Annotated in this window: 25 protein-coding genes and 1 pseudogene; 10 read left to right on the forward strand and 16 right to left on the reverse strand. The window is 64.5% G+C overall.

Features of this window, described 5'->3' with window-relative positions; genetic code table 11:
• On the forward strand, positions 1–635 hold a 635-nt coding region (locus Q0030_RS21285; protein ID WP_298371390.1), incomplete at its 5' end, for a TCP-1/cpn60 chaperonin family protein.
• Between the two features lie 94 nt (positions 636–729).
• Positions 730–1,020, forward strand: coding sequence for a hypothetical protein (locus tag Q0030_RS21290; RefSeq protein ID WP_298371392.1), 291 nt, complete (start codon positions 730–732; stop codon positions 1,018–1,020).
• Positions 1,021–1,199: 179 nt separating this feature from the next.
• Here Q0030_RS21290 and Q0030_RS21295 read toward each other — a convergent pair whose 3' ends face one another.
• Positions 1,200–1,568, reverse strand: coding sequence for an antibiotic biosynthesis monooxygenase family protein (locus tag Q0030_RS21295; RefSeq protein WP_298371394.1), 369 nt, complete (start codon positions 1,566–1,568; stop codon positions 1,200–1,202).
• Between the two features lie 96 nt (positions 1,569–1,664).
• On the opposite strand from Q0030_RS21295, the gene Q0030_RS21300 reads away from it, so the two are divergent.
• Positions 1,665–2,141 (forward strand): MarR family winged helix-turn-helix transcriptional regulator, encoded by a 477-nt coding sequence (locus Q0030_RS21300; RefSeq protein WP_298371396.1) that lies wholly within the window; start codon positions 1,665–1,667, stop codon positions 2,139–2,141.
• A 106-nt stretch (positions 2,142–2,247) separates the two neighbouring features.
• On the forward strand, positions 2,248–3,447 hold the full coding sequence (locus Q0030_RS21305) for a hypothetical protein (RefSeq protein ID WP_298371398.1): 1,200 nt from the start codon (positions 2,248–2,250) through the stop codon (positions 3,445–3,447).
• 18 nt (positions 3,448–3,465) lie between these two features.
• Here Q0030_RS21305 and Q0030_RS21310 read toward each other — a convergent pair whose 3' ends face one another.
• On the reverse strand, positions 3,466–3,663 hold the full coding sequence (locus Q0030_RS21310) for a hypothetical protein (protein ID WP_298371400.1): 198 nt from the start codon (positions 3,661–3,663) through the stop codon (positions 3,466–3,468).
• 248 nt (positions 3,664–3,911) lie between these two features.
• Between Q0030_RS21310 and Q0030_RS21315 the strand changes: the two genes are divergently transcribed.
• On the forward strand, positions 3,912–4,439 hold the full coding sequence (locus Q0030_RS21315) for an ester cyclase (RefSeq protein ID WP_363323476.1): 528 nt from the start codon (positions 3,912–3,914) through the stop codon (positions 4,437–4,439).
• 196 nt (positions 4,440–4,635) lie between these two features.
• On the opposite strand, the gene Q0030_RS21320 is transcribed toward Q0030_RS21315, so the two are convergent.
• The 3 genes and pseudogenes from Q0030_RS21320 to Q0030_RS21330 all read right to left on the reverse strand — a co-directional run bounded on the left by Q0030_RS21320 (position 4,636) and on the right by Q0030_RS21330 (position 6,243).
• A complete protein-coding gene (locus Q0030_RS21320; protein ID WP_298371402.1) occupies positions 4,636–5,103 on the reverse strand; it encodes a PaaI family thioesterase in 468 nt (155 codons plus the stop codon).
• A gap of 19 nt (positions 5,104–5,122) precedes the next feature.
• The gene (locus Q0030_RS21325; RefSeq protein WP_298371404.1) at positions 5,123–5,701 is read right to left on the reverse strand and encodes an Ada metal-binding domain-containing protein; all 579 of its coding nucleotides are present in this window, start codon (positions 5,699–5,701) and stop codon (positions 5,123–5,125) included.
• 76 nt (positions 5,702–5,777) lie between these two features.
• Positions 5,778–6,243: pseudogene (locus tag Q0030_RS21330) on the reverse strand (GNAT family N-acetyltransferase).
• Positions 6,244–6,462: 219 nt separating this feature from the next.
• Here Q0030_RS21330 and Q0030_RS21335 point away from each other — a divergent pair.
• Positions 6,463–7,089 carry a hypothetical protein gene (locus tag Q0030_RS21335; RefSeq protein WP_298371406.1) on the forward strand — a complete coding sequence of 209 codons (627 nt, stop codon included), beginning with the start codon at positions 6,463–6,465 and terminating at the stop codon, positions 7,087–7,089.
• Positions 7,090–7,172: 83 nt separating this feature from the next.
• On the opposite strand, the gene Q0030_RS21340 is transcribed toward Q0030_RS21335, so the two are convergent.
• Both Q0030_RS21340 and Q0030_RS21345 read right to left on the reverse strand, forming a co-directional pair.
• Positions 7,173–7,589 carry an META domain-containing protein gene (locus Q0030_RS21340; protein WP_298371408.1) on the reverse strand — a complete coding sequence of 139 codons (417 nt, stop codon included), beginning with the start codon at positions 7,587–7,589 and terminating at the stop codon, positions 7,173–7,175.
• 146 nt (positions 7,590–7,735) lie between these two features.
• The gene (locus Q0030_RS21345; RefSeq protein ID WP_298371410.1) at positions 7,736–9,406 is read right to left on the reverse strand and encodes an L-lactate permease; all 1,671 of its coding nucleotides are present in this window, start codon (positions 9,404–9,406) and stop codon (positions 7,736–7,738) included.
• A 309-nt stretch (positions 9,407–9,715) separates the two neighbouring features.
• On the opposite strand from Q0030_RS21345, the gene Q0030_RS21350 reads away from it, so the two are divergent.
• Entirely contained in the window at positions 9,716–11,458 is a 1,743-nt protein-coding gene (locus Q0030_RS21350) for an ABC transporter ATP-binding protein/permease (protein WP_298371412.1), read from the forward strand.
• A gap of 154 nt (positions 11,459–11,612) precedes the next feature.
• On the opposite strand, the gene Q0030_RS21355 is transcribed toward Q0030_RS21350, so the two are convergent.
• The 4 genes from Q0030_RS21355 to Q0030_RS21370 form a co-directional block, all read right to left on the reverse strand.
• The gene (locus Q0030_RS21355; protein ID WP_298371414.1) at positions 11,613–12,602 is read right to left on the reverse strand and encodes a TorF family putative porin; all 990 of its coding nucleotides are present in this window, start codon (positions 12,600–12,602) and stop codon (positions 11,613–11,615) included.
• 382 nt (positions 12,603–12,984) lie between these two features.
• A complete protein-coding gene (locus Q0030_RS21360) occupies positions 12,985–13,386 on the reverse strand; it encodes a histone (protein ID WP_298371416.1) in 402 nt (133 codons plus the stop codon).
• A 213-nt stretch (positions 13,387–13,599) separates the two neighbouring features.
• Positions 13,600–14,916, reverse strand: coding sequence for a glycolate oxidase subunit GlcF (gene glcF / locus Q0030_RS21365; RefSeq protein WP_298371418.1), 1,317 nt, complete (start codon positions 14,914–14,916; stop codon positions 13,600–13,602).
• A complete protein-coding gene (locus Q0030_RS21370; protein ID WP_298371420.1) occupies positions 14,913–16,151 on the reverse strand; it encodes an FAD-binding protein in 1,239 nt (412 codons plus the stop codon). The genes glcF and Q0030_RS21370 overlap by 4 nt, the downstream gene beginning before the upstream one ends.
• Positions 16,152–16,466: 315 nt before the next feature.
• On the opposite strand from Q0030_RS21370, the gene Q0030_RS21375 reads away from it, so the two are divergent.
• Positions 16,467–16,952: an antibiotic biosynthesis monooxygenase family protein gene (locus Q0030_RS21375; protein ID WP_298371421.1), complete on the forward strand. Its 486-nt coding sequence runs from the start codon at positions 16,467–16,469 to the stop codon at positions 16,950–16,952.
• Between the two features lie 47 nt (positions 16,953–16,999).
• Here Q0030_RS21375 and Q0030_RS21380 read toward each other — a convergent pair whose 3' ends face one another.
• Together Q0030_RS21380 and Q0030_RS21385 are read right to left on the reverse strand one after the other, a co-directional pair.
• Positions 17,000–18,154, reverse strand: coding sequence for an acyltransferase (locus Q0030_RS21380; protein ID WP_298371422.1), 1,155 nt, complete (start codon positions 18,152–18,154; stop codon positions 17,000–17,002).
• Between the two features lie 136 nt (positions 18,155–18,290).
• The gene (locus Q0030_RS21385) at positions 18,291–19,460 is read right to left on the reverse strand and encodes an acyltransferase (RefSeq protein ID WP_298371423.1); all 1,170 of its coding nucleotides are present in this window, start codon (positions 19,458–19,460) and stop codon (positions 18,291–18,293) included.
• 359 nt (positions 19,461–19,819) lie between these two features.
• Here Q0030_RS21385 and Q0030_RS21390 point away from each other — a divergent pair, with 359 nt between their 5' ends.
• Positions 19,820–20,233, forward strand: coding sequence for a hypothetical protein (locus Q0030_RS21390; protein WP_298371424.1), 414 nt, complete (start codon positions 19,820–19,822; stop codon positions 20,231–20,233).
• Here Q0030_RS21390 and Q0030_RS21395 read toward each other — a convergent pair.
• Positions 20,230–21,723, reverse strand: coding sequence for an FAD-linked oxidase C-terminal domain-containing protein (locus Q0030_RS21395; protein WP_092124038.1), 1,494 nt, complete (start codon positions 21,721–21,723; stop codon positions 20,230–20,232). The genes Q0030_RS21390 and Q0030_RS21395 overlap by 4 nt on opposite strands.
• A 248-nt stretch (positions 21,724–21,971) precedes the next feature.
• On the opposite strand from Q0030_RS21395, the gene cycA reads away from it, so the two are divergent.
• Positions 21,972–22,364 (forward strand): cytochrome c-550 CycA, encoded by a 393-nt coding sequence (gene cycA, locus Q0030_RS21400; protein ID WP_298371425.1) that lies wholly within the window; start codon positions 21,972–21,974, stop codon positions 22,362–22,364.
• A 116-nt stretch (positions 22,365–22,480) separates the two neighbouring features.
• Here cycA and poxB read toward each other — a convergent pair whose 3' ends face one another.
• Both poxB and Q0030_RS21410 read right to left on the reverse strand, forming a co-directional pair.
• Positions 22,481–24,217, reverse strand: coding sequence for a ubiquinone-dependent pyruvate dehydrogenase (poxB, locus tag Q0030_RS21405; RefSeq protein ID WP_298371426.1), 1,737 nt, complete (start codon positions 24,215–24,217; stop codon positions 22,481–22,483).
• Between the two features lie 83 nt (positions 24,218–24,300).
• Positions 24,301–25,278: an alpha/beta hydrolase gene (locus tag Q0030_RS21410; protein WP_298371427.1), complete on the reverse strand. Its 978-nt coding sequence runs from the start codon at positions 25,276–25,278 to the stop codon at positions 24,301–24,303.
• Positions 25,279–25,398 lie beyond the last annotated feature (120 nt).

Here is a 25,398-nt window from a genome sequence, read left to right on the forward strand (position 1 = left end):
GCAAGAAGAAGGACATCGACGCCCGCGTTGGCCAGATCAAGGCGCAGATCGAGGAAACCACCTCGGACTACGACCGTGAGAAGCTGCAGGAGCGCCTTGCCAAGCTCGCCGGCGGCGTTGCCGTCATCAAGGTCGGCGGCGCGACCGAGGTCGAGGTCAAGGAGAAGAAGGACCGTGTCGAGGACGCGCTGAATGCGACCCGCGCCGCGGTGCAGGAAGGCATCGTGCCGGGCGGCGGCGTCGCGCTGCTGCGCGCCAAGAAGGCGGTCGGCCGTCTCACCAACCCCAATGCCGACGTCCAGGCCGGCATCAACATCGTGCTCAAGGCGCTCGAAGCTCCGGTTCGCCAGATCTCGGAGAACGCCGGTGTCGAGGGCTCGATCGTGGTCGGCAAGATCCTCGAGAACAAGTCGGAGACCTTCGGCTTCGACGCCCAGACCGAGGACTATGTCGACATGGTCGACAAGGGCATCATCGACCCCGCCAAGGTGGTGCGCACTGCACTGCAGGACGCCTCTTCGGTGGCCGGCCTGCTGGTGACCACCGAGGCCATGGTCGCCGAAGTGCCGAAGGACGCAGCGCCGGCGATGCCGGGCGGCGGCATGGGTGGAATGGGCGGCATGGGGGGCTTCTGAGCCCGGTCAGCACATTCGCATCGAGATCGAAGGCCGCCTCCGGGCGGCCTTCTTTTTTGCGATCTGATTACAATGGAGCTGTAAGGATCATCTGATGTCCCGCGACGCCAAATCCCTGACGTCAACGCTGGCGCTGTTCTACGCGATCGGCGCGGTGCTCGCGCTGGGCGCCTATGCCCTGGACAGCACCGATGATCTTGCGATCGTCTTGACGTTCTGGTTCAAGCAAACGTTGACGTTTGTCGTGCTCGGCGCGGGCTATTGCGTCTATTACGTCATGTCCGGTTCGGCCGGCCGTCGTCCAAAAGCGCCGCTGCGGTTTCTGGATATTTCCTTTCTGGCTGCTGCCGCCACGCTCGGTGTCGGCATGCTGGTGCACAGTTGAGCGTTTTGACGCGACGTCCAATGTTCGCTTTCGCCCGCGACGGGGGCCGTGATGTTTGGCACCACCGTCATTGCGAGGAGCGATAGCGACGAAGCAATCCATTTTTCCACTTGCGGCCTGATGGATTGCTTCGCTTCGCTCGCAATGACGTCGATGGGCCGGGCAAGACGAGTACGAACCTACGCGACGCAGATGTCAGCCACCGCCACCTTCTGGAACAGATGCGGCGACGCGACCGCCGAGGCCGGATAGGCCGACAGCTTGGCCCTGAACTCCGGGTTCATGAAGGCGGCCCGGAAGGCCGCGGTGGATTCCCACACGGCGTAGTTCAGATAGGCCGGGCTGTCGCCGAGCGCGCGGTGCAGCTGGGTCGAGATGAAGCCCGGCTGCCGCTTCATGATGGCGGCGTCGGCCTGCCAGGCTTTCAAAAAGGTGTCCTCATCGGCCGCATCGAGCGTGAAGACGTTGACGAGCACGATGTTGGTGGCATCGACGGCGAGTTGGCGTTCGATCGGGAATGCGGGGTCGAGGGGGCGCATCTGCGGCATAGCTGGCTCCGTTAATATGGTGCTATGATGTCATTTCGATCAGATGGATACATATGATATTGACATCATAATGTCAATATAAACATATGGTGACAAATGCCGCAGACCAAGCGAACGCCGGCCGGCGAAGCCTTGAGCAACCTGATTCTCGACCTGTTCAGGCTCAACAGCCTGCTTTTCACCGCCGGCGACCGGATGGTGGCGGGACTTGGCCTGACCAGCGCGCGCTGGCAGATCCTCGGCGCCATCGTCACCACTGAGCGCCCGCAACCGGTCGCGTGGCTGGCGCGCGACCTCGGCGCTGCAAGACAAAACGTGCAGCGGATCGTCAACGACCTGCAACGGGACGGGCTCGTCACCTTCGAGACCAACCCGCATCATCGCCGCGCCCAGCTCGTCGTGCTGACCGACAAGGGACGGCACGCCTTCGATGCGGCCATGCGCCTGCAGCTGCCCTGGGTGAACCGCCTTTCCGACGGGCTGTCGATGAAGGACCTCGAATCCACCAGCCGCGTCGTGAGCACGCTGCGCGGCAGGTTGGAGAGCGGCCAGGAACCTGACGACCGCGCATGACAGCGATTCTGCAAGCGCCGCCGTTAGGCGGCCTTCTTTTTTGGCCAATAACGCGGAGGTTTGCTAGTTACGACGGAACCGATTCTGCCCTTCGAGGACTCATCGTATGCGCGCGCTCCCGCTCCTGCTGCTCGGTCTTGCCGTCGTCTCGGCACCTGCCCTCGCCCAGATGAAGCTGCAAACCAAGCCGGCACCGTCGAATGGCCCCGAGACGCGCTATTTCACTTCGATCGATGGACTGATGGACGGCAATGCCGACGTCGTGCTGAAGGAAACCCGCCAGGGCAAGACCGTGACCGCGGCCATGCTCGACGTCTGCTATCCCGCCGACAAGAGCTCCGACCGCAAGGATCGCTTCGTCGCCAACCTCACCGTCAACGGTCAGACGCTCTCCGGCACCACCCAGAGCGTCGCCGACAAGCAGCCGATCACGGTCAAGCTGAACCGCAAGCAGACCGGTGACAGTTTTGAGTTCCGCGGCCAGATCACGATCGGCCAGACCGTGACCGAGGTCGCCTCGACGGATAATTCCGATCTCAGCGAGAAGGAATTCCAGGACAACCAGGCCACCGAGGACGGCATCACGCCGCAGCCGAAGGATTTTACCGACGTCTCGCCGGAATCGATCGGCGTGCGGGTGAAGCTCGATGCGGCGGCCGATTTCCTCAAGAGCCTGAAGGGCGAAGCTGTCGAGGTCGGCACCTCCAGCCTCGCGGTGACCTGCGAGGCGATGCGCTCCGGTGAGCAGACCATCAACCTCACCGTCGATCCCGAGCACGCCAGCGCGCTGCTTGCCAAGGTGAAATCGACGCCCGGCGTGACGGCGGCCGGCTGGACCAGCGGCGTGGTCGAGATGGACCGCACCATCCGCTTTGCCGCCGCCGACTGGCGCGACGGTGACAAGATCAACAAGGACAAGCTCGCAACCGCGATCGCGGGCGTGCTGACGAAGACGCTTGCCGCAAAGCCCGCCTCGGCGACATGGAACGCGAATACCGGCAAGCTCAAGCTGCTGCTGAAGCGGCCGAGCGCGATCTACCCTGCGCTCGGCCTTACCCAGAATTACGAGCTCACCGCCCTCGTCTCGCCCGACAAGCCCGGCAGCTCGGACAAACTGATGCTGTGGGTCTCGAGCCCGACCGTCTCGACGTCGGACGACAGCGCCGGCGCCAAGCTCAATCTCTCCGACGATTCCAGCAGCGACGAGGAAGGCAGCGAGGCCAAGGACGACAACGGCGCGATCGACGCGCTGCTCAAGGAATTCAAAGGCCAACGCTGGGACGCCGACAAGTCGGTGTGGCGCTGAAGCCGGCGCTCGCCCGATTCAGGCCGTCCTGCGCTTCAACGGCACGACGTTGTCGCGCGCCGCCTCGGGAGTTGCGTCAGGACCGGACTGAAGCATCCCGTCATCTCTGACGAACAGTTCAGAGCGAGGGTCGATCGCGAGGCGATCGAACAGCGCTTGCAACTCGGGCCGAAGTCCGTCGCCGCACAGCGCGGCGATCGAATGAAATTTGCGCATGATGTTCTCCTCCATGTTGCGCGCAACAATTTCGCGTTGGCGTGTTGCTGACCACCCGCTTTCCGATTGCACGATGGTGTTTGAGAAGCGGCGCTAAGCGCCATATCGACAAAGCGGAATCTCGCCTCCAACGCGCTCGCGCGCCCGATCCGGAATCGGGTGGCCCGACACACGTCTTCGAATGCCTACTGCGCACATCGAGACAACGCCGGTCGCGATACCGGCAATGCGCAAATGGAGACGAAGAGATGTCAGAGCAAAACAAGACCATCGTAGGCCGATGGTTCAAGGAGTTCTGGGGCAACCCCTGGAATCCGCGCATCATCAACGAGCTCGCAACATCAGACATTGTCGTGCACTATCCGATGCACGACCCGAAGAAGGGCCGCGCCGCGGTGACGAAATTCATGACCGAGTTTCGCGAGGCGTTTCCGGACCTCAATTTCTGGGGCGTCGGCGATCTCGTCGCGGAAGGCGACCTCGTTGTCGGCCGCTGGGAAGGCGGCGGCACCCACACCGGACCTGCGTTCAGCGACTTCCGGCTCGGCTCGCTGCCCGCGGCCTCCGGCCGCAAGATGACGTTCGCCGGCACGACCGTGCTGCGCGTGCAGGACGGACGGATCGCTGAAGAGCTCGGACAAGAAGACGCGATCACCGCCATGCTGCAACTCGGCCTCATCCGCTTGCCCGAACACGCCGGCGCCGCGGCACGGCCCGGCGGCGAGCTGCCTGCCGGCTGGAACAACATGCCGGAATCTGCGCCGGCCCCACGCTGAACGCGGCTGGATTGCGTCGACGATCGCATCATGTCTCCCGAACGCTAGTCTCATGCGTTCGGGTAGCGCAAACGATCGGCTCAGTGAAATTGAAGCGCTCCAATCCGTAGGCTCGCTGGACCCATTCCAATGTTACTGCGCCGGCACCGCATCTCCCGATGCAGTGTCGGCGCAGGCTCTCCGCAGCAGCTCCTCATCAGGCTGGAAAGATCAGGCACGTGGTCGTGCCATGCGCGAGCAGCCGCCCCTTCTCGTCGGTCACCCTGCCCTCCGCGGTGCCGATGCGGCGGCCGCAATTGAGCACCTGGCCCTCGGCGCGGATCGGACCGGTGTCGGGCGTGATCGGCCGCACCAGCGAGATCTTGAATTCCAACGTGGTCTGGCTCGTACCGGCATCGAGCGTCGACTGCACGGCCAGGCCCATGCAGCTGTCGAGCAACGTCGCAGTGAGCCCGCCATGCACGGTGCCCGCCGGATTGAGATGCGCATCGGTCGGCAGCAGCGTGACGACGACGCGGCCGTGCTCGGCTTCGGTGACGTCGTAGCCGAGCGTCCGCGCGATGGTGTTGAGCGGCAACGCGCCAGAGGCGAGCCCTTGCACGAATTCGAGGCCGCTCATCTTGAGTTTCTGTTCGGCGCTGACGGTGCCGTAGCTCTTGGCCATTGCAGATCTCCATCGAGGTTCATGGCATCGTGATATTTGCCGGCCGCTTCCGTCGCAGCGAGACGGGAGAGCGACCGTAGAGTTTTGCGAATGCGGCGTTCATGCGTCTTGCGCTGGAGAAGCCGGCGCGCCGCGCCACCAGAGAGAGCGGAAGATCGCTCTCGTCGATCAGGCGCTTGGCGCGCTGCACGCGCAGCGAGAGCGCGACCTGCAGCGGCGAGGCATCGAGATGCTCGGCGAACAGCCGCGACAGATGCCGTGCGCCGATGCCGAGCCGATCGGCCAGCGCTTCGACATTGCCGCGGTCGAGTGCGCCGGCTTCGATCAGTGCCAGCGCGCGCTCGACGGTGGTCCTGGTGCCTTTCCATGCCGGGCAGAACGGCGCCGCCTCGGGACGGCAGCGCAGGCAGGGCCGGTAGCCGGCGCGCTCGGCCGACGCCGCGCTGCCATAGAACCGCACATTGCGGGCGAGCGGCGTACGCGCCCGGCACACCGGACGGCAGTACACGCCCGTGGTCCGGACCGCGACGAACACGACGCCGTCCCAGGCCGGATCGCGGCGCTGAAAGGCTGCATACTGGGCGGCGAATTCGAGCATGCAATCGCTATAGCGACGCCAGCGCGCCGCGACGACCCGCTTTGCGGTGACGGCGTCCGGAAACGACCGCTGGGAGTTAGAGACGCTTGGTCATGAACAGGCTGAGCGGATCGGGCGCGTAGCCCCCGAACGGCGGACATTCCTGGTAGCCGGCGGCGCGATAGAGCCCGATCGCCTCCGGCTGCCGGATCCCGGTCTCCAGGCTGATGCGCGCGATCCGCCGGCCGCGCGCCGCGTCTTCCAGCGCGTCGAGCAGGCGGCGGCCGAGCCCGTGTCCGCGCGCATCGGCACGCACGAACATCCGCTTCATCTCGGCATGACCGGGCCCGATGAGGCGGAAGGCGATCGAGCCGAGCACCTCGCCATCGCGCCGCGCGACGAGGAAGACGGTGTCCGGGGACGGCCAGCGTCTCGGCGGCGGCGAGATGATTGCTATCAGGCGGATACAGCGCCTGCATGTGGGCGTCCGACAGATCGATCAGCTGCCGCACCTCCGCCTGTCGCGGGTCTTCGGGGGCGATGTTGATGTCAGGCTTGTGCATCTCTGGCCCAATGCAGGGGCGTCGTACGCGATTGTCGGCCGCCCTCACCGCCCCGTCAATTTACGGGACTGCGACCAAAAGACCTCGTGCTGCCGCAGTTCGGTCACCGAAAATTAAGGCTCGATTCAGTTTCGAGGATCATCCTTTGCGTCACCGAACACAGGTCACGCCATGCAAGACCGCGAGCCGATCAGTCCTGGGAGCATCTGGCCAACGGATGTGACGGAGGGTCATTCGCCGGCGCAGACGGCGGACCTCTGGGACGTCTCAGGCGAAAACCACGACGCCGCCCTGCTGCTGCGGGAGCCGTTCGCTGACCGGATCGGCACCGCGCTGCTGGCAGCCACCGCGCTGGCCGCAAGCTTCGTGCTGGGATGGACCGGCGGCGCCAACTGGCACGACTTGATCGCTCCGGCCCCAGTCTCGGTCGCCCAGAAGGAAGCCCCGGTCCCGCACGTCGCGGAGGCGCCGCCGAGTCGAAAGAGCGAGAGCCCGCGCCGGACCGCCTCCAACGCCGACCCCGCCGTCACCGGCAGCATTCCCAAGGCTATCGCCAATCCACGCCCGCAAGTGCTGGGGGCCGCGCCCACCACGCTCGGCGCGCAAGCCGCCGCGCTCGGGTCGAAGCCGCAGCTGGCAGCAGGACCGGAGACACGTCCGAGCACCATCCCCGGCTGGTCGGTGGTCGAAGTCCGCGACGGCACCGCCGTGCTCGAAGGGCCGGAGGGCGTCAAGATGGCCGCACGCGGCGATGTCGTCCCTGGCCTCGGTCGGGTCGATTCCATCGTGCGCTGGGGCAATCGCTGGATCGTTGCCACCGCAAGCGGATTGGTCGCGACGCCCTGAGCGGCTGCGCTCGACGTGTTCGTCACCTCTTGCTTGGGCATGATCTTTTCGGAAAACCGCTCCGCACTTTTCCGGATCAGGCCCTAGTTGCTATTGATCACGAAACGCAGCGACTTGCTTCCGATGAACGTGACCTGATCACCCTGCCGCCGCCAGCTCGTCATGTCGCCGAGCGCGGCGAGCAGATCCTTGTCGGCCTGCGCCCGGTCCGGCGCGCAGTTGCGGTTCTCCATCGCGCCGGGCACGAACACGATGGTGTTGCCGGCAACCGAGAACTGGCCCTTGCCGCCGTCGCACCACAGCTCGAGGATCACCTCGCCATTGTCGCCGACCTCGATCGAGGGAATCCGCTTGGAGCCCGGCATGCGCGCGGCATCGAGCGTCATCACGAAGCCGAACGGGAATTCTTCCTGGGCCTGCACCGGCCCCGCGCCAAGCGCCGCTGCAACGACCGCCAACGCGGCCATGCCGCCGTTCAGAATCCGCTTCATCGAGATCATGCCATTCCCAGCAATTGCGACGCCGCCCTTGTATGGGACGAGGCTGCGATTGGCCAGAATGGCGGCGCGAGAAAAAGCGCTTGAAAAGCAAAATCCCCGCGGGCTCTCACCCGCGGGGATCTTCGTTTGGGCGACGCCTCGCCTCGTTATTTCAGAACCATCGCCGTGAACGGGTAGACATAGGCCTGCAGGGTCACGAACAGACCGACCAGGCACGCCAGCACGATCGAGTGCAGGAACACGTAGCGCAGGATCGATCCTTCGTGGCCGTACCAGTTGGTCGCAGTCGAGGCGACCACGATCGATTGCGCGTCGATCATCTTGCCCATCACGCCGCCCGAGGAGTTCGCGGCCGCCATCAGGATCGGCGACAGGCCGAGCTGCTCGGAGGTGATCTTCTGCAGATTGCCGAACAGCACGTTCGATGCGGTATCCGATCCGGTAAGCGCCACGCCGAGCCAGCCGAGCAAGGTGCCGAAGAAGGGATAGAGCACACCGGTCGCCGCGAAGGCGAGGCCGAGCGTGGCGTCGACGCCGGACAGCCGGGTCAGCGTGCCGATCGCCAGCATCGCCGAGATCGTGATCAGCGAGATCGCGCAGAGACGGATGGTGCGGCCATATTCGGCGATCAGCTTGGCAGGCGAGAAGCCCATCAAGAGACCCGAGATGATCGCGGCGATCAGCATGCCGGTGCCGGTGAACGACAAATAGGTGAAGCTGAACACGGCGCCTTCCGGCGTCGGCTTGGCGGCCACCGGCGGCACCTTGAAGATCAGCTTGTCGAGGTCGGGCACCGCATAGTTCCAGACGAAGTTGGCATTCGCCCAGGTCTTGAAGGCGCCGTTGCCCCAGATCAGCATCAGGATGCAGACGATGATCCACGGCAGCAGCGCGCTCCACAATTCGCCCCGGGTCAGCGGCGTCTTGTCGAGCGGCGGAGCGGCCGCCATCGTCGCCGCCGATTCATCGCGGCCGCGCAGCGCCGGCGACAGCCAGAGCTGCCTCGGCTGCCAGACCTTAAGGAACAGGATCAGCATGCCCATCGAGATCAGCGAGGCGCCGATGTCGACGATCCAGGGGTTGATGAAGTTCGAGATCACGAATTGCGGGACCGCAAACGACACGCCGGTGACCAGGACCGCCGGCCAGATCTCCTTCATGCCGCGCCAGCCCGCGAACGCCCACACCACCCAGAACGGCACGATCAGCGAGAACAGCGGCAGCTGCCGGCCGACCATCGCGCCGAGGATGTAGGGATCGAGCCCGGTGACCGAGGCGAGGCCCTGGATCGGGGTGCCAAGCGCGCCGTAGGCGACCGGCGCCGTGTTGGCGATCAGCGACAGGCCGGAGGCCGCGAGCGGCGAGAAGCCGAGCCCGATCAGCACCGCGCCGGTGATCGCAACCGGCGTGCCGAACCCCGAGGCGCCCTCGAAGAAGGCGCCGAACGAGAACGCGATCAGGAGCAGCTGCAAGCGGCGATCCTCGGTGACGCCGCCGACCGCGCGCTTCAACAGCTCGAACTTCCCGCACCTCACCGTGACCTGGTAGAGGAAGATGACGTTGAGCACGATCCAGCCGATCGGAAAGAACCCGGTGACGATGCCGAGGATCGATGCGCGGATCGACATGCCGGCCGGCATCGTGAACACGAAGATCGTGATCAGGTTGGTCACGATCACGGCGATGATGGCCGCGATATGCGCCTTCACCTTGCCACTGGCGATCAGGACCAGCAGCGTGACCACGGGAATGGCGGCCGCCAGCGTCGACAGCCCCGCATTGCCGAGCGGATTGTAGATTTGATTCCAGGTGCTCATCTCGGGATCCTTCCCACATTCTTATGCAGCGGACCGGCCTCGGTGCAGGCAGGCGCGCTGGTGCGATTGCGGGAGTCCGTCGGAAAGATTGCAGCCCCGGCTCGCGAATGAACGATCGGTAAGGATCGCTCACATCCTCGCGAAAAATCGAAGGTCCCCCGCCCCTCGCCGTTGTCGTCATGCTAGGGTTGACTCGATCGCCGGGACAAGCCAACGCTTGCATGCCAGAGCTACGACTTTAGTCGAAGGCTACGCCGATTGTCCCGATTCTTCAGGCCGTTGCGGCCGCTTCCCCGGAGACGGTAATCTGTGAACAACATTCGCTCGACGCTCGCGACGGTGTGGCGCATCGCCTCGCCCTATTTCAACTCCGACGACAAATGGGCAGGCCGCGGACTTCTGGCCGCGGTGGTGATACTCGAGCTCGCCGCCGTCTTTCTGACCGTGCTGTTCAACCGCTGGAACAATGTTTTCTACAACGCGCTGCAGGAGCGTGATCAGGCGGTCTTCACCTATCAGATCGGCTATTTCTGCGTGCTCGCAGCGTTCTGGATCGGCCTGAAAGTCTACCAGCTCTATCTCAATCAATGGCTGCAGATCCGCTGGCGGCGCTGGATGACCACGCGTTATCTCGGCGGCTGGCTGCACGATGCCAACCACTATCGCATGCAGTTGCTCGGCGACGCCGCCGACAACCCGGACCAGCGTATCGCCGACGACACCCAGCGCTTCGTCGAACAGACCCTGACGCTCGGGATCGGATTGCTGAGCGCCGTGGTGACCCTCGCCTCCTTCGTGTTCATTCTGTGGGGCCTGTCCAATCAGGCGCCGCTACATCTGTTCGGCAAGGACATCGCGATCCCCGGCTATCTGGTGCTGGGCGCGCTGGTCTACGCGACCCTCGGAACGGTCTTGACCCACGTGATCGGCAGGCCGCTGGTTGACCTCAACTTCCGGCAGCAACGGTTCGAAGCCGACTTCCGCTTCAACCTGGTGCGGACCCGCGAGAACGCCGAGCAGATTGCACTGCTGCATGGTGAACCGGCGGAGCGCACGCGATTGCTCGATCGCTTCGGATTCGTAGTCGGAAACTGGCTCGACATCATGCAACGAACCAAGAAGCTGACCGCGTTCACCGCGACCTATTCGCAAGCCGCCGTGATCTTCCCCTACGTGCTGATCGCACCGGCCTATTTCGCCAATAAGATCCAGCTCGGCGGCATGATGCAGACCGCCTCCGCCTTCAGCAGCGTGCAGGATTCACTGTCCTTCTTCATCTCGGCCTACCGGACGCTGGCCGAATGGCAATCGGTGGTCGCGCGTCTTGACGGCTTCGAGAAATCGATCCGCGGTGGCGATGCGCTCGCGCAACGGCAGGACATCATCCACGTCAAACCTTCAGGCGGCGACGCCATCGATCTCGACGAACTCCTGGTCACCCTGCCGGACGGCAAGCCGTTGCTCGCGGCCGACGGCTTCAGCCTGCGCGACAATGAACGCACCCTTGTCACCGGTCCCTCCGGCGCCGGCAAGTCGACGCTGTTCCGCGCGGTGGCCGGCATCTGGCCGTTCGGCCGCGGCGCGGTCAATATCCCGGCCAATGCCAGCCTGATGACGCTGCCGCAACGTCCCTATCTGCCGATCGGCTCGCTGCATGACGCGGTGGTCTATCCGGGCCGGGCTACAAGCTTCGATGCGGGACGGGTCCGCGAGGTCCTCGCCGCCGTCGGACTGCCGCAACTCGCGGCGCGGCTCGAGGAAGAAGCGCACTGGAACCGGATGCTGTCGCTCGGCGAGCAGCAGCGGCTCGGCATCGCCCGCGCGCTGTTGCATGCACCGCAATTCCTGTTCCTCGACGAGGCGACGGCCTCGCTCGACGAGCCGTCGGAGGCCGCGTTGTACCGACTAATCGCCGAGAAGCTGCCCGGCACCACGGTGGTCTCGATCGGTCACCGCGCGACGCTCGACGCCTTCCACCAGCGCAACGTGTCGCTGGTCCGCGACGGCGACCGCTTCACCTTGCGTGACAAGGTCAAGGCCGCCGCGTCGTAGGCGAGCGGATCAAGCTGCGGGCACTCGGCTCCCTCTTCCCGCTTGCGGGGGAGGCGCAGCCAGTCTGCCGCTTCAGTCTCGTCATCACCCGCGCCCGTAAAACAAAAGGGGCGACAGATTGCTCTGCCGCCCCCGCGATCCTCGGAAGAGGAAATTACTTCAGGTTGGACATCGCGGTCAGGTCGACCGAGAGCTTGGCGATACCAGCCGCACCGCACCAATTGGAGCCCGTGCCGCCCGGATTGATCGGGGTGACATTGGTGGTTCCACCTGCGGTGAAATCGCTGGTAAAGGCGCTGCAATTGCCCTTCGACAGGTCGGTGTCGGAGTAGCGCAGGTCAAGCGTGAACACCTTGTAGGTGAAGCCGATGCCGATGTTCCAGGTGTTGTAGTCGGCATACTTGATGCCGTTCGGGAACGCCGGAACGCCGTAGAAGCTGTCGGAGGTGCCGAGCCACTGCCGGCCGAACTCACCCGACACATACATGCCGACGCCGCTGGTGCCGAACACGGTGCTCGGCGCGGTATACTTGCCAATGATCGAGGAGTAGTTGCCCCAGGCGCCGGTGTTGAGGAAGTTCGGCGAGTAGTACTCGTTCAGGGTAAACGCCCAGTTGTCGTTGATGGTGTAGGTCACCTTGCCGTAGACTTCGAAGAACGAGACATCCTTCTTCATCACGTTGCCGTTCGCCAGGGCGTTGGCTGCGCACTCCGGGCTGAGCAGCTTGCCGGCGGTGTCGGTCGGCGCGCCGAAGAAGCAGGTTCCACCCGGATACAGGTAACCCCAGACACCGATGTCGAAGGCGAAGGCGCCGAAGGTCGGGCGGATACCGCCGTAGACGTCGACTTCGGCCGCAGCGCGGTTGGCGAAGGAGATGCTTTCGGTCGAGGTGCCGATGTAGAGCTGCAGGTCCTTGTTGACGTTGTAGCGCGGCTCGAAATAGGCGGTGACCGACGGATTGTGGTTCGACTGGGTGACGCCGCGGAAGATGTAGTCGCTGACGATCCCGGCGCCGAAGGCAATGTCCCAGGGATCGAAGGGAGCCGGCGGCGGCGCCTTGACGGCCTTCACTGCCATGTCAGCTGCCATTGCCGAGCTCGAAATCATTGCTAGCGCCGTTGCTAACAAAGCCAGTTTCTTCATGACGATCCCCATCTACTTTTCCAGACAGCCCAGCTCCGGTGGCCCCCAGGGCGCGCGATATCGGACTGCAACTCAATCGCGTGTGTTCAATCTGAAACGCACCCCCTTTTTGGAGAAGGCGAAAAGACATGCATCTGCCGACTTTTTAGGCGTTCTGGCACTCTCGCTACACGTTGGTTGACGGGTGTTGCATTTGCACCACAAGGCTGCGGCTCGCATTCCGGTTGAACGGCACGCCCAACCCGGAATCGCGCAACGGTTTGACGCGCTGCAGGCGGCGTCATTGCGAATCGCGTCCCCGCAAAACTACGGACTGCCGATACGGAAAAAGCCGCAGCGGCGTCCGCTGCGGCTTCGATCAGGTGAACCGGTGCAGGTTCGGCTAGTGGTGCTCGCTGTCGGAAGTGCCCCAGCTCGGCGCCGGCTCGTGGCTCGGCGTAGCCCAGCTCGGGGCCGGCTGCGGCGCAGGCTCGGGTGCCGGGGGTGCTGCGACCGGGGCAGCCGGCTTCGGCGCGGCGGCCTTCTTCGGAGCGCTCTTCTTGGCGGCCTTCTTCGCAGCCGGCTTCGCGGCCTTCTTGGGCGCGGCCTTCTTCGGAGCAGCCTTCTTCGCAGCTTTCTTGGCTGTCTTCTTGGCGCTCTTCTTGGCTGACTTCTTCGCCGATTTCTTTGCAGACCTCTTCGCAGCCTTCTTGGCCGACTTCTTCGCGGACTTCTTCTTCGCCGCTACCGCCTTCTTGGCCTTTTTGGCCTTCTTGCTTTTCTTCGCCTTCTTCGACTTCGCCATCGTGGTCCTCCTGTTGCCGCTGATTTGAGTCCACCGCGTATTGAAGTGATCGCTTGCCGGTCAGCAGCCGCACCTCGAGGAGAGGCACCTTCCACTTCGCTTGTCGGGCATGATGGCCGCGCGATCGCTTCGCGTCTGTGGCAGGGAAGCGCCGGTCCTTCAGTTTGCGCCAGGGCAAGGCTGGGGTCCGGATCATGCTCGAATGGCAGTCGATCAATTCAATCCTGGCCGGGGACCTCCTGTCGCCCAATCGAGAAGCTCAATCGTGTGCACCACAGGAACTGACGTACCGCCGGCAATCTGAACCATGCAGCCAATATTGCCCGCAGCGATCATGTCCGGTTTGACAAGCGCAATATTGGCGACCTTGCGATCGCGCAATCTGCTCGCAATGTCGGGCTGGAGAATGTTGTAGGTCCCCGCCGAACCGCAACACAAATGGCTCTCAGGCACATCTTTCACCACGAATCCATTCTTGGAAAGCAATTCTTTCGGAAGTTGAGTGATTTTCTGTCCATGCTGCAACGAACAAGCCGAGTGATAGGCGACGGTGATGTCGCCCTTCTGCGTTGAAGGCACGAGCTCGAGGCCAGCGAGATACTCGGTGATATCCTTTGCCAGCGCCGAGATTCGCTTGGCCGGCTCCGCGAATGTTTTGTCCTCGCGCAGCAGGTAGCCGTAGTCCTTGACAACTGTCCCACAGCCCGAGGTCGTCACCAGAATGGCGTCGAGCCCGTTCTGGTCCGCTTCCCTTTGCCACACCGTGATGTTGGCCCGAGCGCGCGCCAGCGCATCGCCGTCCTGTCCCATGTGATGGGTCAACGCGCCGCAGCATTGCTCGTCCCTGACCAGCACCACCTCGACGCCGTGCCTGGTCAGCACGTTGATCGCGGCCTGATTGATGCGCGGCGCCAGCACCTGCTGGGCGCAGCCCTGCAGCAGCGCGACCCGCCCACGCCGACGGCCGGTCGCTGCAAACACGGTTCCGGCAGCCGGACCCGGCGGCGGCAGGCCGCGCGGCGCCAGCGCCAGCATGGCCTTGATCCGCCGCAGCAGGCCCGGGCTCGCCGCGCCGACCGACGGCGTTGGTAGCAACGCCGTGAACGGACGGGCGAGTCCGGCCAGGATCATGCTGATCCGGAACAGGCCCGGCCGCGGCAGCACGTAGGCAAGCACCGACCGCAGCAGCCGCTCGGTCAGCGGCCGCTCGTAATCCCGCTCGATCCTGACCCGGGCCTGGTCGACGAGGTGCATGTAGTTCACGCCCGACGGACAGGTGGTCATGCAGGCGAGGCACGACAGGCAGCGGTCGATATGCTTGACCACGTCCGCCGTCGGCGGCTTGTCCTTCTCCAGCATCTCCTTGATCAGGTAGATGCGGCCGCGCGGACTATCGAGCTCGTCGCCGAGCAGCACATAGGTCGGACAGGTCGCGGTGCAGAAGCCGCAATGCACGCAGGCGCGCAGGATCTTGTCGGCTTCCTTGATGTCGGGATCGGCAAGCTGCGCCAGGGTAAACTCGGTCTTCATGCAACCCCGCCTCGAATCATCCGCCCGCGGTTGAGGACCGACCTCGGATCGAAACTCGCCCGGACCCGTTCGCCGAGTGCGGCAAGCCCGGCTGGCTGCGGCTGGAACACATCGACCGCACGGCGCACATCCTCGGTGGCGCGGATCAGGGTGGCGTGGCCGCCGACCGCCTCGACCTGGCCGCGGACCAGCGCGGCCTGCGCGTCGGCACTCTGCGGCACCGCGGCCCAGATCAGCCCGCCGCCCCAGTCGTAAATTACGTCGCCACCGGTGGCGCGCGACAGCGCCTGACCGAGCGCGCCGCCTGAGGCCGGCGGGCAAACGATGCGCCACACCGGCCAGGCCCCGAGCGCGCCGTTCGCCGCAAACGGCACCACGTCGCGCAGCGCGCTCCAGATCGCAGCTGAGGCGTCGTCGGTGAGGCTGTCGACCGTTCCATAGGACGACAGTGTCTGGCTCAGCGAGGCCGCCCGGTGCGCCGCCGACACCGAAATCCCCTCAAGCCGCACCAGCGTGACCGGCTGGCCGGAGGCTGCGAGGCCGGCGAGCGCGCCGGTCGCGGACCGCAACGCCGAACCGGGCAGATGCGCCGCGCCCGAGACGTCGAAGGGCGAACCCAGCGCCGCCGTCATCGCCTTGTTGGCGGTGACGTCGTCGAGCCCGCGCAGCACCAGCGTCCGCTCGGCTTCCGGCTTCGGCATCACCTTGAGAGTCACCTCGGTCATGACCGCGAGCGTGCCCCAGGAACCGGTGAGCAGCTTGCAGAGATCGTAGCCGGTGACGTTCTTCACCACCCGCCCGCCGGTCTTGAAACTGTCGCCGAATCCGGACACCGCGTGCGCCCCGAGCAGGTGGTCCCGGGCGCCGCCGGCCTTGATGCGGCGCGGACCGGCAAGGCCGGCGCCGATCATGCCGCCGATCGTGCCGGCTCCCGCGGTGCCGAGCAGCACGGACATGTCCATCGGCTCGAAGGCGAATTGCTGGTTCTTGGCGTCGATCAGGGATTGCACGTCGGCGAGCGGCGCGCCGGCCTGCACGGTGATGATCAGCTCGTTCGGTTCATAGGAGCTGACCGCGTTCAGCACCGAGACGTCGAGCACCGCATTGGTCGCCATCGGATGGCCGATGGCGCGTTTCGATCCGTGACCAATGACCTCAAGCGGCTGCTCGCTGGCGACAGCGGCGCGCACCACCTCTTCGACGTCCTGGACGTCTCTGACTTTCAGCGTTTCCACCCGCTAGGCGGTAACGAAATTTAGCGCCGAAATCAAATGCGATGAACCCCACCGTCGCAATGCCGACGGAATGGCCCGGGAGCGGGGCTTGCCGCCGGACAGTGGTGGGAACGGCGGTCGGGCCACCCTGCTCGAGGTTTTGGCCACATCGCGCATCCTGCGCAGGCGGAGACACAACACTTCGACCAATGTCGAACCATTTTCACGACATCGACATTTCGACCATCACCTAACCGAGTGCGCGGCACGATCCCCTATCTGTCGCGATGCGGTTCGGCCGGCAAGACGGTTGGCGCAAATCATCTGGAGGCGATCATGAAACGTTCGGAAGTCTCGACCACGACGATGATGCTCACCCGACGATCGGCCATCGGCTCGTTCGCAGCGATCATGACGATCGCCGGCGTCTCGCCCTTCGCCGGATCGCAAGCTCGATCGGAGCAAAGCAACGGAGGAATGCAAATGAAGCACTATGCGATGAGCACTCGAACCATCAGCGATGCGATCAACACGTCAGGCCTTCTGGTCGTGGCGCAATGGGAAGCCAAGGAAGGCCAGGCCGACAAGGTCGCGGCAATTCTCGATGGCTTCCTGCCCGAGGCGCAGAAGGACCCCGGCACCAAGCTGTTCCTGATCGGCCGCGGCAAGGACAATCCGGCGCAATTCCTGTTTTACGAATTGTTCCAGGACGAAGCGGCGTTCAAGGCTCATGCGGAGAGCGCCTACTTCAAAACCTACATCGCGGAGCAGGCATTGCCGCTGCTCGCCAAGCGCGAACGGACGCAATACGTATTGCTGTGATCGACGGCGCCGCGGGGAGGATACCAATCCCTCCCCGCGCGCGCAGATCAGATCGATGCGCCGCTGTTGCCGAGCCTCGCGCGCAACCCGACCCGCTCGGGCGACCTGCGCCAGAAGCCGATGATCGAAATCCGCGACAGGATCGCGGCCTCGAACGTCTCGACATGGCCGCGCAGCCGAAGCGCATGCTTCTCGACGAGATGCCAGGACACGAACGCGACGCCGAAGGCAATCGGCAGGCTGATCAGGATGTTCAGATACCAATGCTGAACCGGAGGGCCCAACGCCGCAACGCACTGCTGGACGACGACCCCGTAGAGAAACATCCCGTACGAGTAGTCGCCGGATGACACGATCCAGTTCCGCCGCGGGTTCATGAGCCCCAGATAGCACGCGACATACGCGGCGGGTCCGACAACAAACGCATCGGTGTATCCAGTGGCCATCCCGGCCGCGCAAAGCGTCAGCGCGAGCAGGAACGCGGTGCGGTTGAACGGGACCTTGTCGCGCCACAGGTAGAAGCCGACACCTGCAAGGAAGCAGAACACGAGCAGCGGCGGACGAAGGTGAAGATATTGCAGGTCCGAATGGTAGATATCGTGGCAGGCGAAACCGATCTGAGCGAACACCAGAAACGCCAGATACAGCACCCTGTTGAAGCAGATCGTGGTCACGGCGAGCAGCGCCAGGATCACGTAGCACCAAAGCTCATACGGGACCGTCCAAAGCTGCGCATTCACCGCAAAAGGTACCGGATTGTGCAGAAACACGCCCGGAAGCTCATAGTGGATGTCGCCGACGATATTGTGAAAATAAGCATAGAATTTCGGGTCCGCGAAATACTGCGCGAGGGGAAGCGCAGTGAAGATCGGACCGATGATGATGGCCGAGAGTGTCGTCTCGACCGCAAGCGCAGGCACAATGCGAAGCACGCGCAGGCCGAGAAATGAAATCAGGCTCTTGCACCTCAGCAAACTCGCCGTCACCAGAAACCCGCTCAAGGCGAAGAAGAGTGCAAGGACCATTGCGCACCCGATGCGGATATGGCCCAGGACCTCCATCGCCCGGTCGAGCCCAAGGACGACGTTCGCACTGTGCAGGCAGATGATGGTGGCCGCCAGCGCGATCCGCAGATAGTCGAAGCCTGTGGGCCGATAGCGCGAAAGAGCCAACTGATCGGCCAGGCTGAACATAGGTTGCATTGCGTTTCCGAGACAACGACATCATTGGAAACTATCCAGCAACAAACTAACAAGATATGAACGCATAGCGTGCATATGTGAGCAGACGCAATCTAGGCGACGCGCCACCGGATTCGCAGCAAGTAATGGTTAGACGTTACCGGCCGGAAAGGACGATCGGTCGAACAGGATTGATCGGCCCCGGCTGGACGACAGCCTCTCGTTCGGCCTGCTCGGCCCGGCGCCCGAATCCGAGGATCGAAATCCTGGAGAGCATCGCTGCTTCCAACCGTTCGACGGCATCTCGGAGCCGCAGCGCATGTTTCTCGACGAGGTGCCAGGACGCGACGGCGACGCCGAAGGCGAGCGGCAGGCTGATCAGGATATTCAGATACCAGTGCCGAACCGGCGGGCCAAACGCGGCAACGCACTGCTGGATGACGAACCCATAGAGATACAGCCCGTAGGAGTAATCGCCTGACGACACGATCCAGCTCCGTCGCGGGTTCATCAGACCGAGATAGCACGCGACATAGGCCGCCGGCACCGGCGCGAGCGCGTCGCCGCGTCCCGTGGCCATGCCGGCGGCGCACAGCAACAGCGCGACCAGGCACGCCGTGCGATTGAACGGCACCTTGTCGCGCCAGAGGTAGAAACCGACACCGGCAAGGAAGCAGAACACCAGAAGATGCGCGCGCAGCTGGATCGGCACCTCCTCCCAGCGGTAGACTTCGTAGCTCACCAGCGCGACCTGAACGATCGCCAGGAACACGAGGTACGCTACCCTGTTGAAGCAAATCGTGGTCACCGCGAGCAGCGCCAGGATGACGTAGCACCACAATTCATACGGCACCGTCCAGAGCTGGGCATTCACCACGTCCGGCAGCGGATTGTGCAGGAAGACGCCCGGCAGCTCGTAATGGATGTCGCCGACGATGTTGAGAAAATAGGCGTGGAATGTCGGATCGGCGACGTACTGCGCCAATGGCAGTTCGGTGAAGACCGAGCCGATGATGACGGCCGACAGCGTCGTCTCGACCGCGAGCGCGGGTCCGATCCGAAGCACGCGCAGGCCGAGGAAGGAAATCAGGCTCTTGCACCTCAAGAGACTCGCCGTCACCAGGAAGCCGCTCAACGCAAAGAACAGTGCGAGGATCATCGCGATGCCGATGCGGAACGAGCTCAATATTTCCAGCGCCCGGCCGAGCCCGAGCGTCACGTTCAGGCTGTGCAGGCAGATGATCGATACCGCCAGCGCAATCCGCATGTAGTCGAAACCTGCGGGCCGATTGCGCGAAAGCGCCAGCTGATCAGCCAGACTGGGCATCGATCTGTTCCCGAAGACATGCATCCTGGGAAAATACCGAGGAACAGTTGAAGGCCGTGTAAACGGGTGGCCGCCGCAATTGCAGCGATGCGCAAAGGCAGCCGTGACGACTTGCCACGGCCATCGCGGCAAGCATCGGTTAAGGTTATCGGTTGGCTAGCGTGATCCGTCGAAATGGATCGATCGGCGAGACGCTCGCAATTTCCCCATGTCCGCCTCCGACCGACACCGATGCATGTTGGCCTTGGGGCCAATAGCCGGCGTGGCACGTGATGCCCCAAAAGAACTAGCCGGCGCTATCGTCATTCGGCGACCGGTGATTTCGATCGCGGCTCAACCGCCGCAGGAGAACCGCCACCATGAACATCAAACCAACAGCCATCGCGCTGCTCGCGATGATCGTGGCCCAGCAGGCGCGCGCCGCAATGCTCAGCGACGCCGAGGCGACGTTCCTCGACCAGCTCGCCACCGCGGCGGCGGTGCTCGAACAGCGATGCATCGGCTATGAGGCAAATGGTGCCGGCGGCGTTCAACTCGGCGCCAGGCTTCTCGGCAGCCCCGACGCCGCAATGGCCATGATCAGCGCCTTCGACGCGGCCATCAAGGCCAACGATGGCAGTGACTACGATTCACGCAAATTCCGCCCAGAGGTCACCGAAGCGGCCGGCAAAACGTTCAAGCGGGTCCGGGCGGAGTTGATCAAAGACCCGGAACGGGCCTGCGCCGCATATGGCGATGCCAGCGCAGCGCGCGGCCTGGTGAGACGGTACTAGAACCGCGGGATATCCGGGAAGGCCAGCTTGCCGGCGTGGACATGGACGCGGCCGAGCTCGGCGCAGCGATGTAGCGTCGGAAACACCTTGCCGGGATTGAGCAGGCCCTCTGCATCGAAGGCGCATTTCAGCCGCTGCTGCTGGTTGAGGTCGATCTCGGTGAACATTTCCGGCATCAGGTCGCGCTTCTCGATGCCGACGCCATGCTCGCCGGTGAGCACGCCGCCGAGCTCGACGCAGCAACGCAGGATGTCGGCGCCGAACGCTTCCGCCTTCTCGATCTCGCCCGGCTTGTTGGCATCGTAGAGGATCAAGGGGTGCAGATTGCCGTCGCCGGCGTGGAACACATTGGCGACGCCGAGGCCATATTTCTCCGAGAGCTCGCGGATCCGCGCCAGCGCCTTCGGCAGCGCGCCGCGCGGGATAGTGCCGTCCATGCAGAGATAGTCCGGCGAGATCCGCCCGACCGCCGGGAATGCCGCCTTGCGGCCGGCCCAGAACAGATTGCGCTCGGCCTCCGAGGTCGAGATCTGGCAGGAGGTCGAGCCGCAGCCCTGCGCGATAGCCTCGACCCGCTTGATCAGTTCATCGACCTCGACCTGGGGCCCGTCGAGCTCGATGATCAGAAGCGCCTCGACATCGAGCGGATAGCCGGCATGGACGAAGGCTTCCGCGGCGTGGATCGCCGGCTTGTCCATCATCTCCATGCCGCCGGGGATGATGCCGGCGCCGATGATGGCGGCCACGCATTCGCCGGCCGCCTCGACCTCGGCGAAACCGACCATCAGCGCGCGCGCCGTCTCGGGCTTCTGCAAAATGCGTACCGTGATCTCGGTGATGACGCCGAGCAGCCCCTCCGAGCCGGTGATGATCCCCATCAGATCGTAACCGGCATTCTCGGCCGACTTGCCGCCGATGCGCAGGATCTCGCCCGACATCAGCACGATCTCGCAGCCGAGCACGTTGTTGGTGGTCATGCCGTATTTCAGGCAGTGCACGCCGCCGGAATTCTCCGCGACATTGCCGCCGATCGAGCAGGCGATCTGCGACGACGGATCGGGCGCGTAATAGAAGCCGGCATGGGCGACCGCCTGGCTGATCGCAAGGTTGGTGACGCCGGGCTCGGTGACAACCACGCGGTTGTCGAAGTCGATCTCGCGAATCCGCTTGAACTTGCCGAGCCCGAGCAAGACGCCGTCAGCGAGCGGCAGCGCGCCGCCGGACAGCGAGGTACCGGAGCCGCGCGGCACCACCTTGATGCCCTGCGCCTGGCAATATTTGAGGACTTTCGCGACCTGCTCGGTGGTATCGGGCAGCACCACGACCATCGGCGGCTGCCGATAGGCGGTCAGGCCGTCGGATTCATAGGCCAGCATCTCGGCGGCGCTGTCGATCACGCCCTCGCCCGGCACGATGGCGCGCAAGGCGGCGACGATTTCGGCGCGGCGGGCAAGGACGGCCTGATCGGCCGCCGGCATCATGATGGACATCGGTGTTCCCTCGGAGCGCGCTGCGCTTTGCCGATTTGTTACGACAAATCAATCAGGTCTGCACCTGTTTCAGTCACCCTGTTTCAGTCACCCGGCCGAAGGTCGGATTGCCCCGCCCCGCAAGGGCGAGTTCTCTCTCGGACAAGCGGACGGCCATGAAACCTGTCAAGGTTTCGTGGCTTGTCCTGTCCAAGCCGGACATGCCACAAACCAAACACTACCCCCCGGGACGAAACGAAGAGAACCCCATGAACCTAAAGACCTTGAGCGCGCTGGCGGTCGTCACATCGCTGGCCACCGCATCCTCCGCGCTGGCGCAGGATGCCGCCGCCGGCAAGACCTCGTTCAACAAATGCCTCGCCTGCCACGCGATCGGCGAAGGTGCCAAGAACAAGGTCGGCCCCGAGCTCAACGGCCTCGACGGCCGCCATTCCGGCACCGCGCCGGACTACAATTATTCCGATGCCAACAAGAATTCCGGCATCACCTGGAGCAAGGATCAGTTCCTCGAATACATCAAGGACCCGAAGGCCAAGATCCCCGGCACCAAGATGGCCTTCGCCGGCATCAAGAACGAGACCGAGGCCAACAACCTGTGGGCCTACGTGTCGTCGTTCGACAAGGACGGCAAGCAGAAGTAATCGGCGATATCGGACGTCATCCGCCCTGCGCAAATGCCAGGGCCGGCGTTAGAAGGGGATGGCTTTCCTCGAATCGCCATCCCCTTCTGGCTTTCTGATTTGAGCTGCCACCGCGATCAGCGCGGCAACAGATTGGTCTTGGCGAGATCGACCACCTCGTCGCCGCGGCCGCTCATCACGGCGCGCAGCACCCACAGGCTGAAGCCCTTCACCTGCTCCAGCGTAATGGTCGGCGGCATCGACAATTCCTGCGTCGCGGTCACGACGTCGAGCACAGCCGGGCCGTCATGCGCGAGCACGTCGCGGATCGCGCCCTCGAGCTCGCCGGGATCCTCCACCCTGACGCCGTGAATCCCCATGGCGCGGGCCATCGCCGCGAAATCCGGATTCTTCAGATCGACCCCGGTCTCGATGAAGCCGGCGGCCTTCATCTCCAGCGCGACGAAGCCGAGCACGCTGTTGTTGAAGATCACGACCTTCACCGGCAGCTTGGCCTGGGTCAGCGTGATCAGATCGCCCATCAGCATGGCAAAGCCGCCGTCGCCGGACATCGACACCACCTGACGCCCCGGCCGTGCCGCCTGCGCGCCGATCGCATGCGCCATCGCATTGGCCATCGAGCCGTGCACCCAGGAGCCGACCAGCCGGCGGCGGCCATTCATTTTCAGATAGCGCGCGGCCCAGATCGTCGGCGTGCCGACGTCGGCGGTGAACACCGCATCCTCGGTCGCCTGCTCGCTGAGCAGGCGCGCCAGATATTGCGGATGGATCGGCTTTTGACCCGGCTTGCCGCGGGCGAGGTCGTCGAGGCCGGCGCGGGCGTCCTTGTAGTGCGCGAGGCTGGCGTCGAGGAATTTGCGCTCGCTCTTCGGGTTGAGCTTCGGCAGCAGCGCGGCGATGGTCTCGCCGACGTCGCCGACGATGCCGAGGTCGAGCTTGCAGCGGCGGCCGAGATTTTCGGGGCGAAGGTCGACCTGGGCGATGCTGATGCCGGTCGGGAAGAACTGCTTGTAGGGAAAGTCGGTGCCCAGCATCAGCAGCACGTCGCAACCATGCATGGCGGCATAGCCGGAGGAGAAGCCGATGAAGCCGGTCATGCCGACATCGTAGGGATTGTCGTATTCGACATATTCCTTGCCGCCGAGCGCATGCACGATCGGGCTCTTCAGCGTCTCGGCGAGCTTGAGCAGACCGTCATGCGCCCCGGCGCAGCCGCGGCCGCAGAACAGCGTGACGCGCTTCGCGCCGTTGAGCAGCGCGGCCAGCGCGTTCAATTCGGCTTCAGCCGGACGCACCACCGGCACGGGCGGTAGCAGGCCGGCATTCGGCGCGATGTCGCGCTTCGGCGCCGGCCGCATCGCGACGTCGCCCGGCAGCACCAGCACCGCGACGCCGCGCTTGCCGACCGCGGCGCGGATCGCGTTCTCCAGCATGTAGGGCAGCTGCGCCGGATCCGACACCAGTTCGCAATAATGGCTGCATTCGCGGAACAGGTCTTGCGGATGGGTCTCCTGGAAATAGCCGCCGCCGATCTCGGCCGACGGGATCTGCGCGGCGATCGCCAGCACCGGCGTGCGGCTGCGATGCGCGTCGAACAGGCCGTTGATGAGATGGAGATTGCCCGGGCCGCAGGAGCCGGCGCATACCGCGAGGTCTCCGGTGATCTGGGATTCGGCTGCGGCGGCGAACGCTGCCACCTCCTCATGGCGCACATGCAGCCAGTCGATCGTGCCGCGCTTGCGCAGCGCCTCGGTCAAGCCGTTGAGACTGTCGCCGACGACACCGTAGATGCGCTTCACGCCGGCCTGGGCAAGGGTCTCAGCGATGAGGTCGGCGATGTTGTCGATCCGCATGGGGCTTGTCCTTTGGGTGAGATCTGTCGAGCCGCGCAGCCGCATGATGTTCGGCAGGCTGCGACCGCGCAAGCCTCACCGGATCACAGATTCGCGGGGACCGTCTTGTCCGCTGTTGCTGCCGGTTGGACCAACCGGTCGGCCATCGCCTCGATCTCGGACGCCACGAGATCGGGCGCAGCGTATTGCACCATGTGGCCGACACCCGGCAGCGCGATGAGCTTGGTGTTCGGCGCCGTGGCTGCAAGCGGCCGCGAATGGATTCCGGTCGAGACCGTCTTGTCGACGTCGCCCGCAATGATCGTGACTGGCACCTTGATCTCCGCATAGCGCGGCGCCTGCTCGACCACGGCGGCCTTCAGCGTGACGAGGTCGCGCGCATTGGCGATGAATTCGCGCGGGCGCAGCAGGAGCAACGTCTCGCTGTCGCGGACGAAATCGGACGGCATCGGCTGCGGCGCGAACACGCCGCGCACGCCTGATGTCGTGACGAGATAACCGAGCGGCAGCGTGATCGTGTGCGCCAGCAACGGTCCGATCAGCGGCGTAGAGATCACATCATTGTAGCGGCCGGCGCCGCCGCGCCAGGGATAGGCGACCGGGGCGAGCAGCACGAGACCTGCGACGCGGTCCGGATGATCGAGCGCAATGCGCAGCGCGAGCGCGCCGGCCCAGGAATGCGCCACCACGATCGCCCGGTCGATACCGAGCCTGGACAGCGCCTCCGCGATCATCCGGCCCTGGATCGCGGGCGTCGAATCCGCGGCGCGCTCGCGCGTGCTCCAGCCATGGCCCGGCCGGTCGATCAGGATCACCCGGCGCGTCTTGGCAACGCGGTCGCCGAGGGGCTGCATCGTCCGGAGATTGGAGCTTGCGCCATGCAGCATCACGACCGGCGGACCCGCGGCATCGCGCGGACCGAGCTCGACGACGTGCAGCCGCGCGCCGGATACCTCGATCACGCGGCCCCGAGGCGTAAAGGCGCGCTGGATCACCAGGACGCCGACCTGGGTCGCCAGCGCCAGCCCGGCCACCGCCAGCACGACGATCAAAGCGAGCATCAAGACGATCCGGATAATCCTGCGCACCGGGGAGCTACGGCGGAGGTGCGCGTCGGTTTCGATGCTATCCCGCCTTGGAGGTTCAAGTCCAATGTCGGCCGAGGCCGATACATTGCCCGC

The sequence above is a fragment of the uncultured Bradyrhizobium sp. genome (assembly GCF_947648125.1).
In the GTDB taxonomy this organism is placed as follows: domain Bacteria; phylum Pseudomonadota; class Alphaproteobacteria; order Rhizobiales; family Xanthobacteraceae; genus Bradyrhizobium.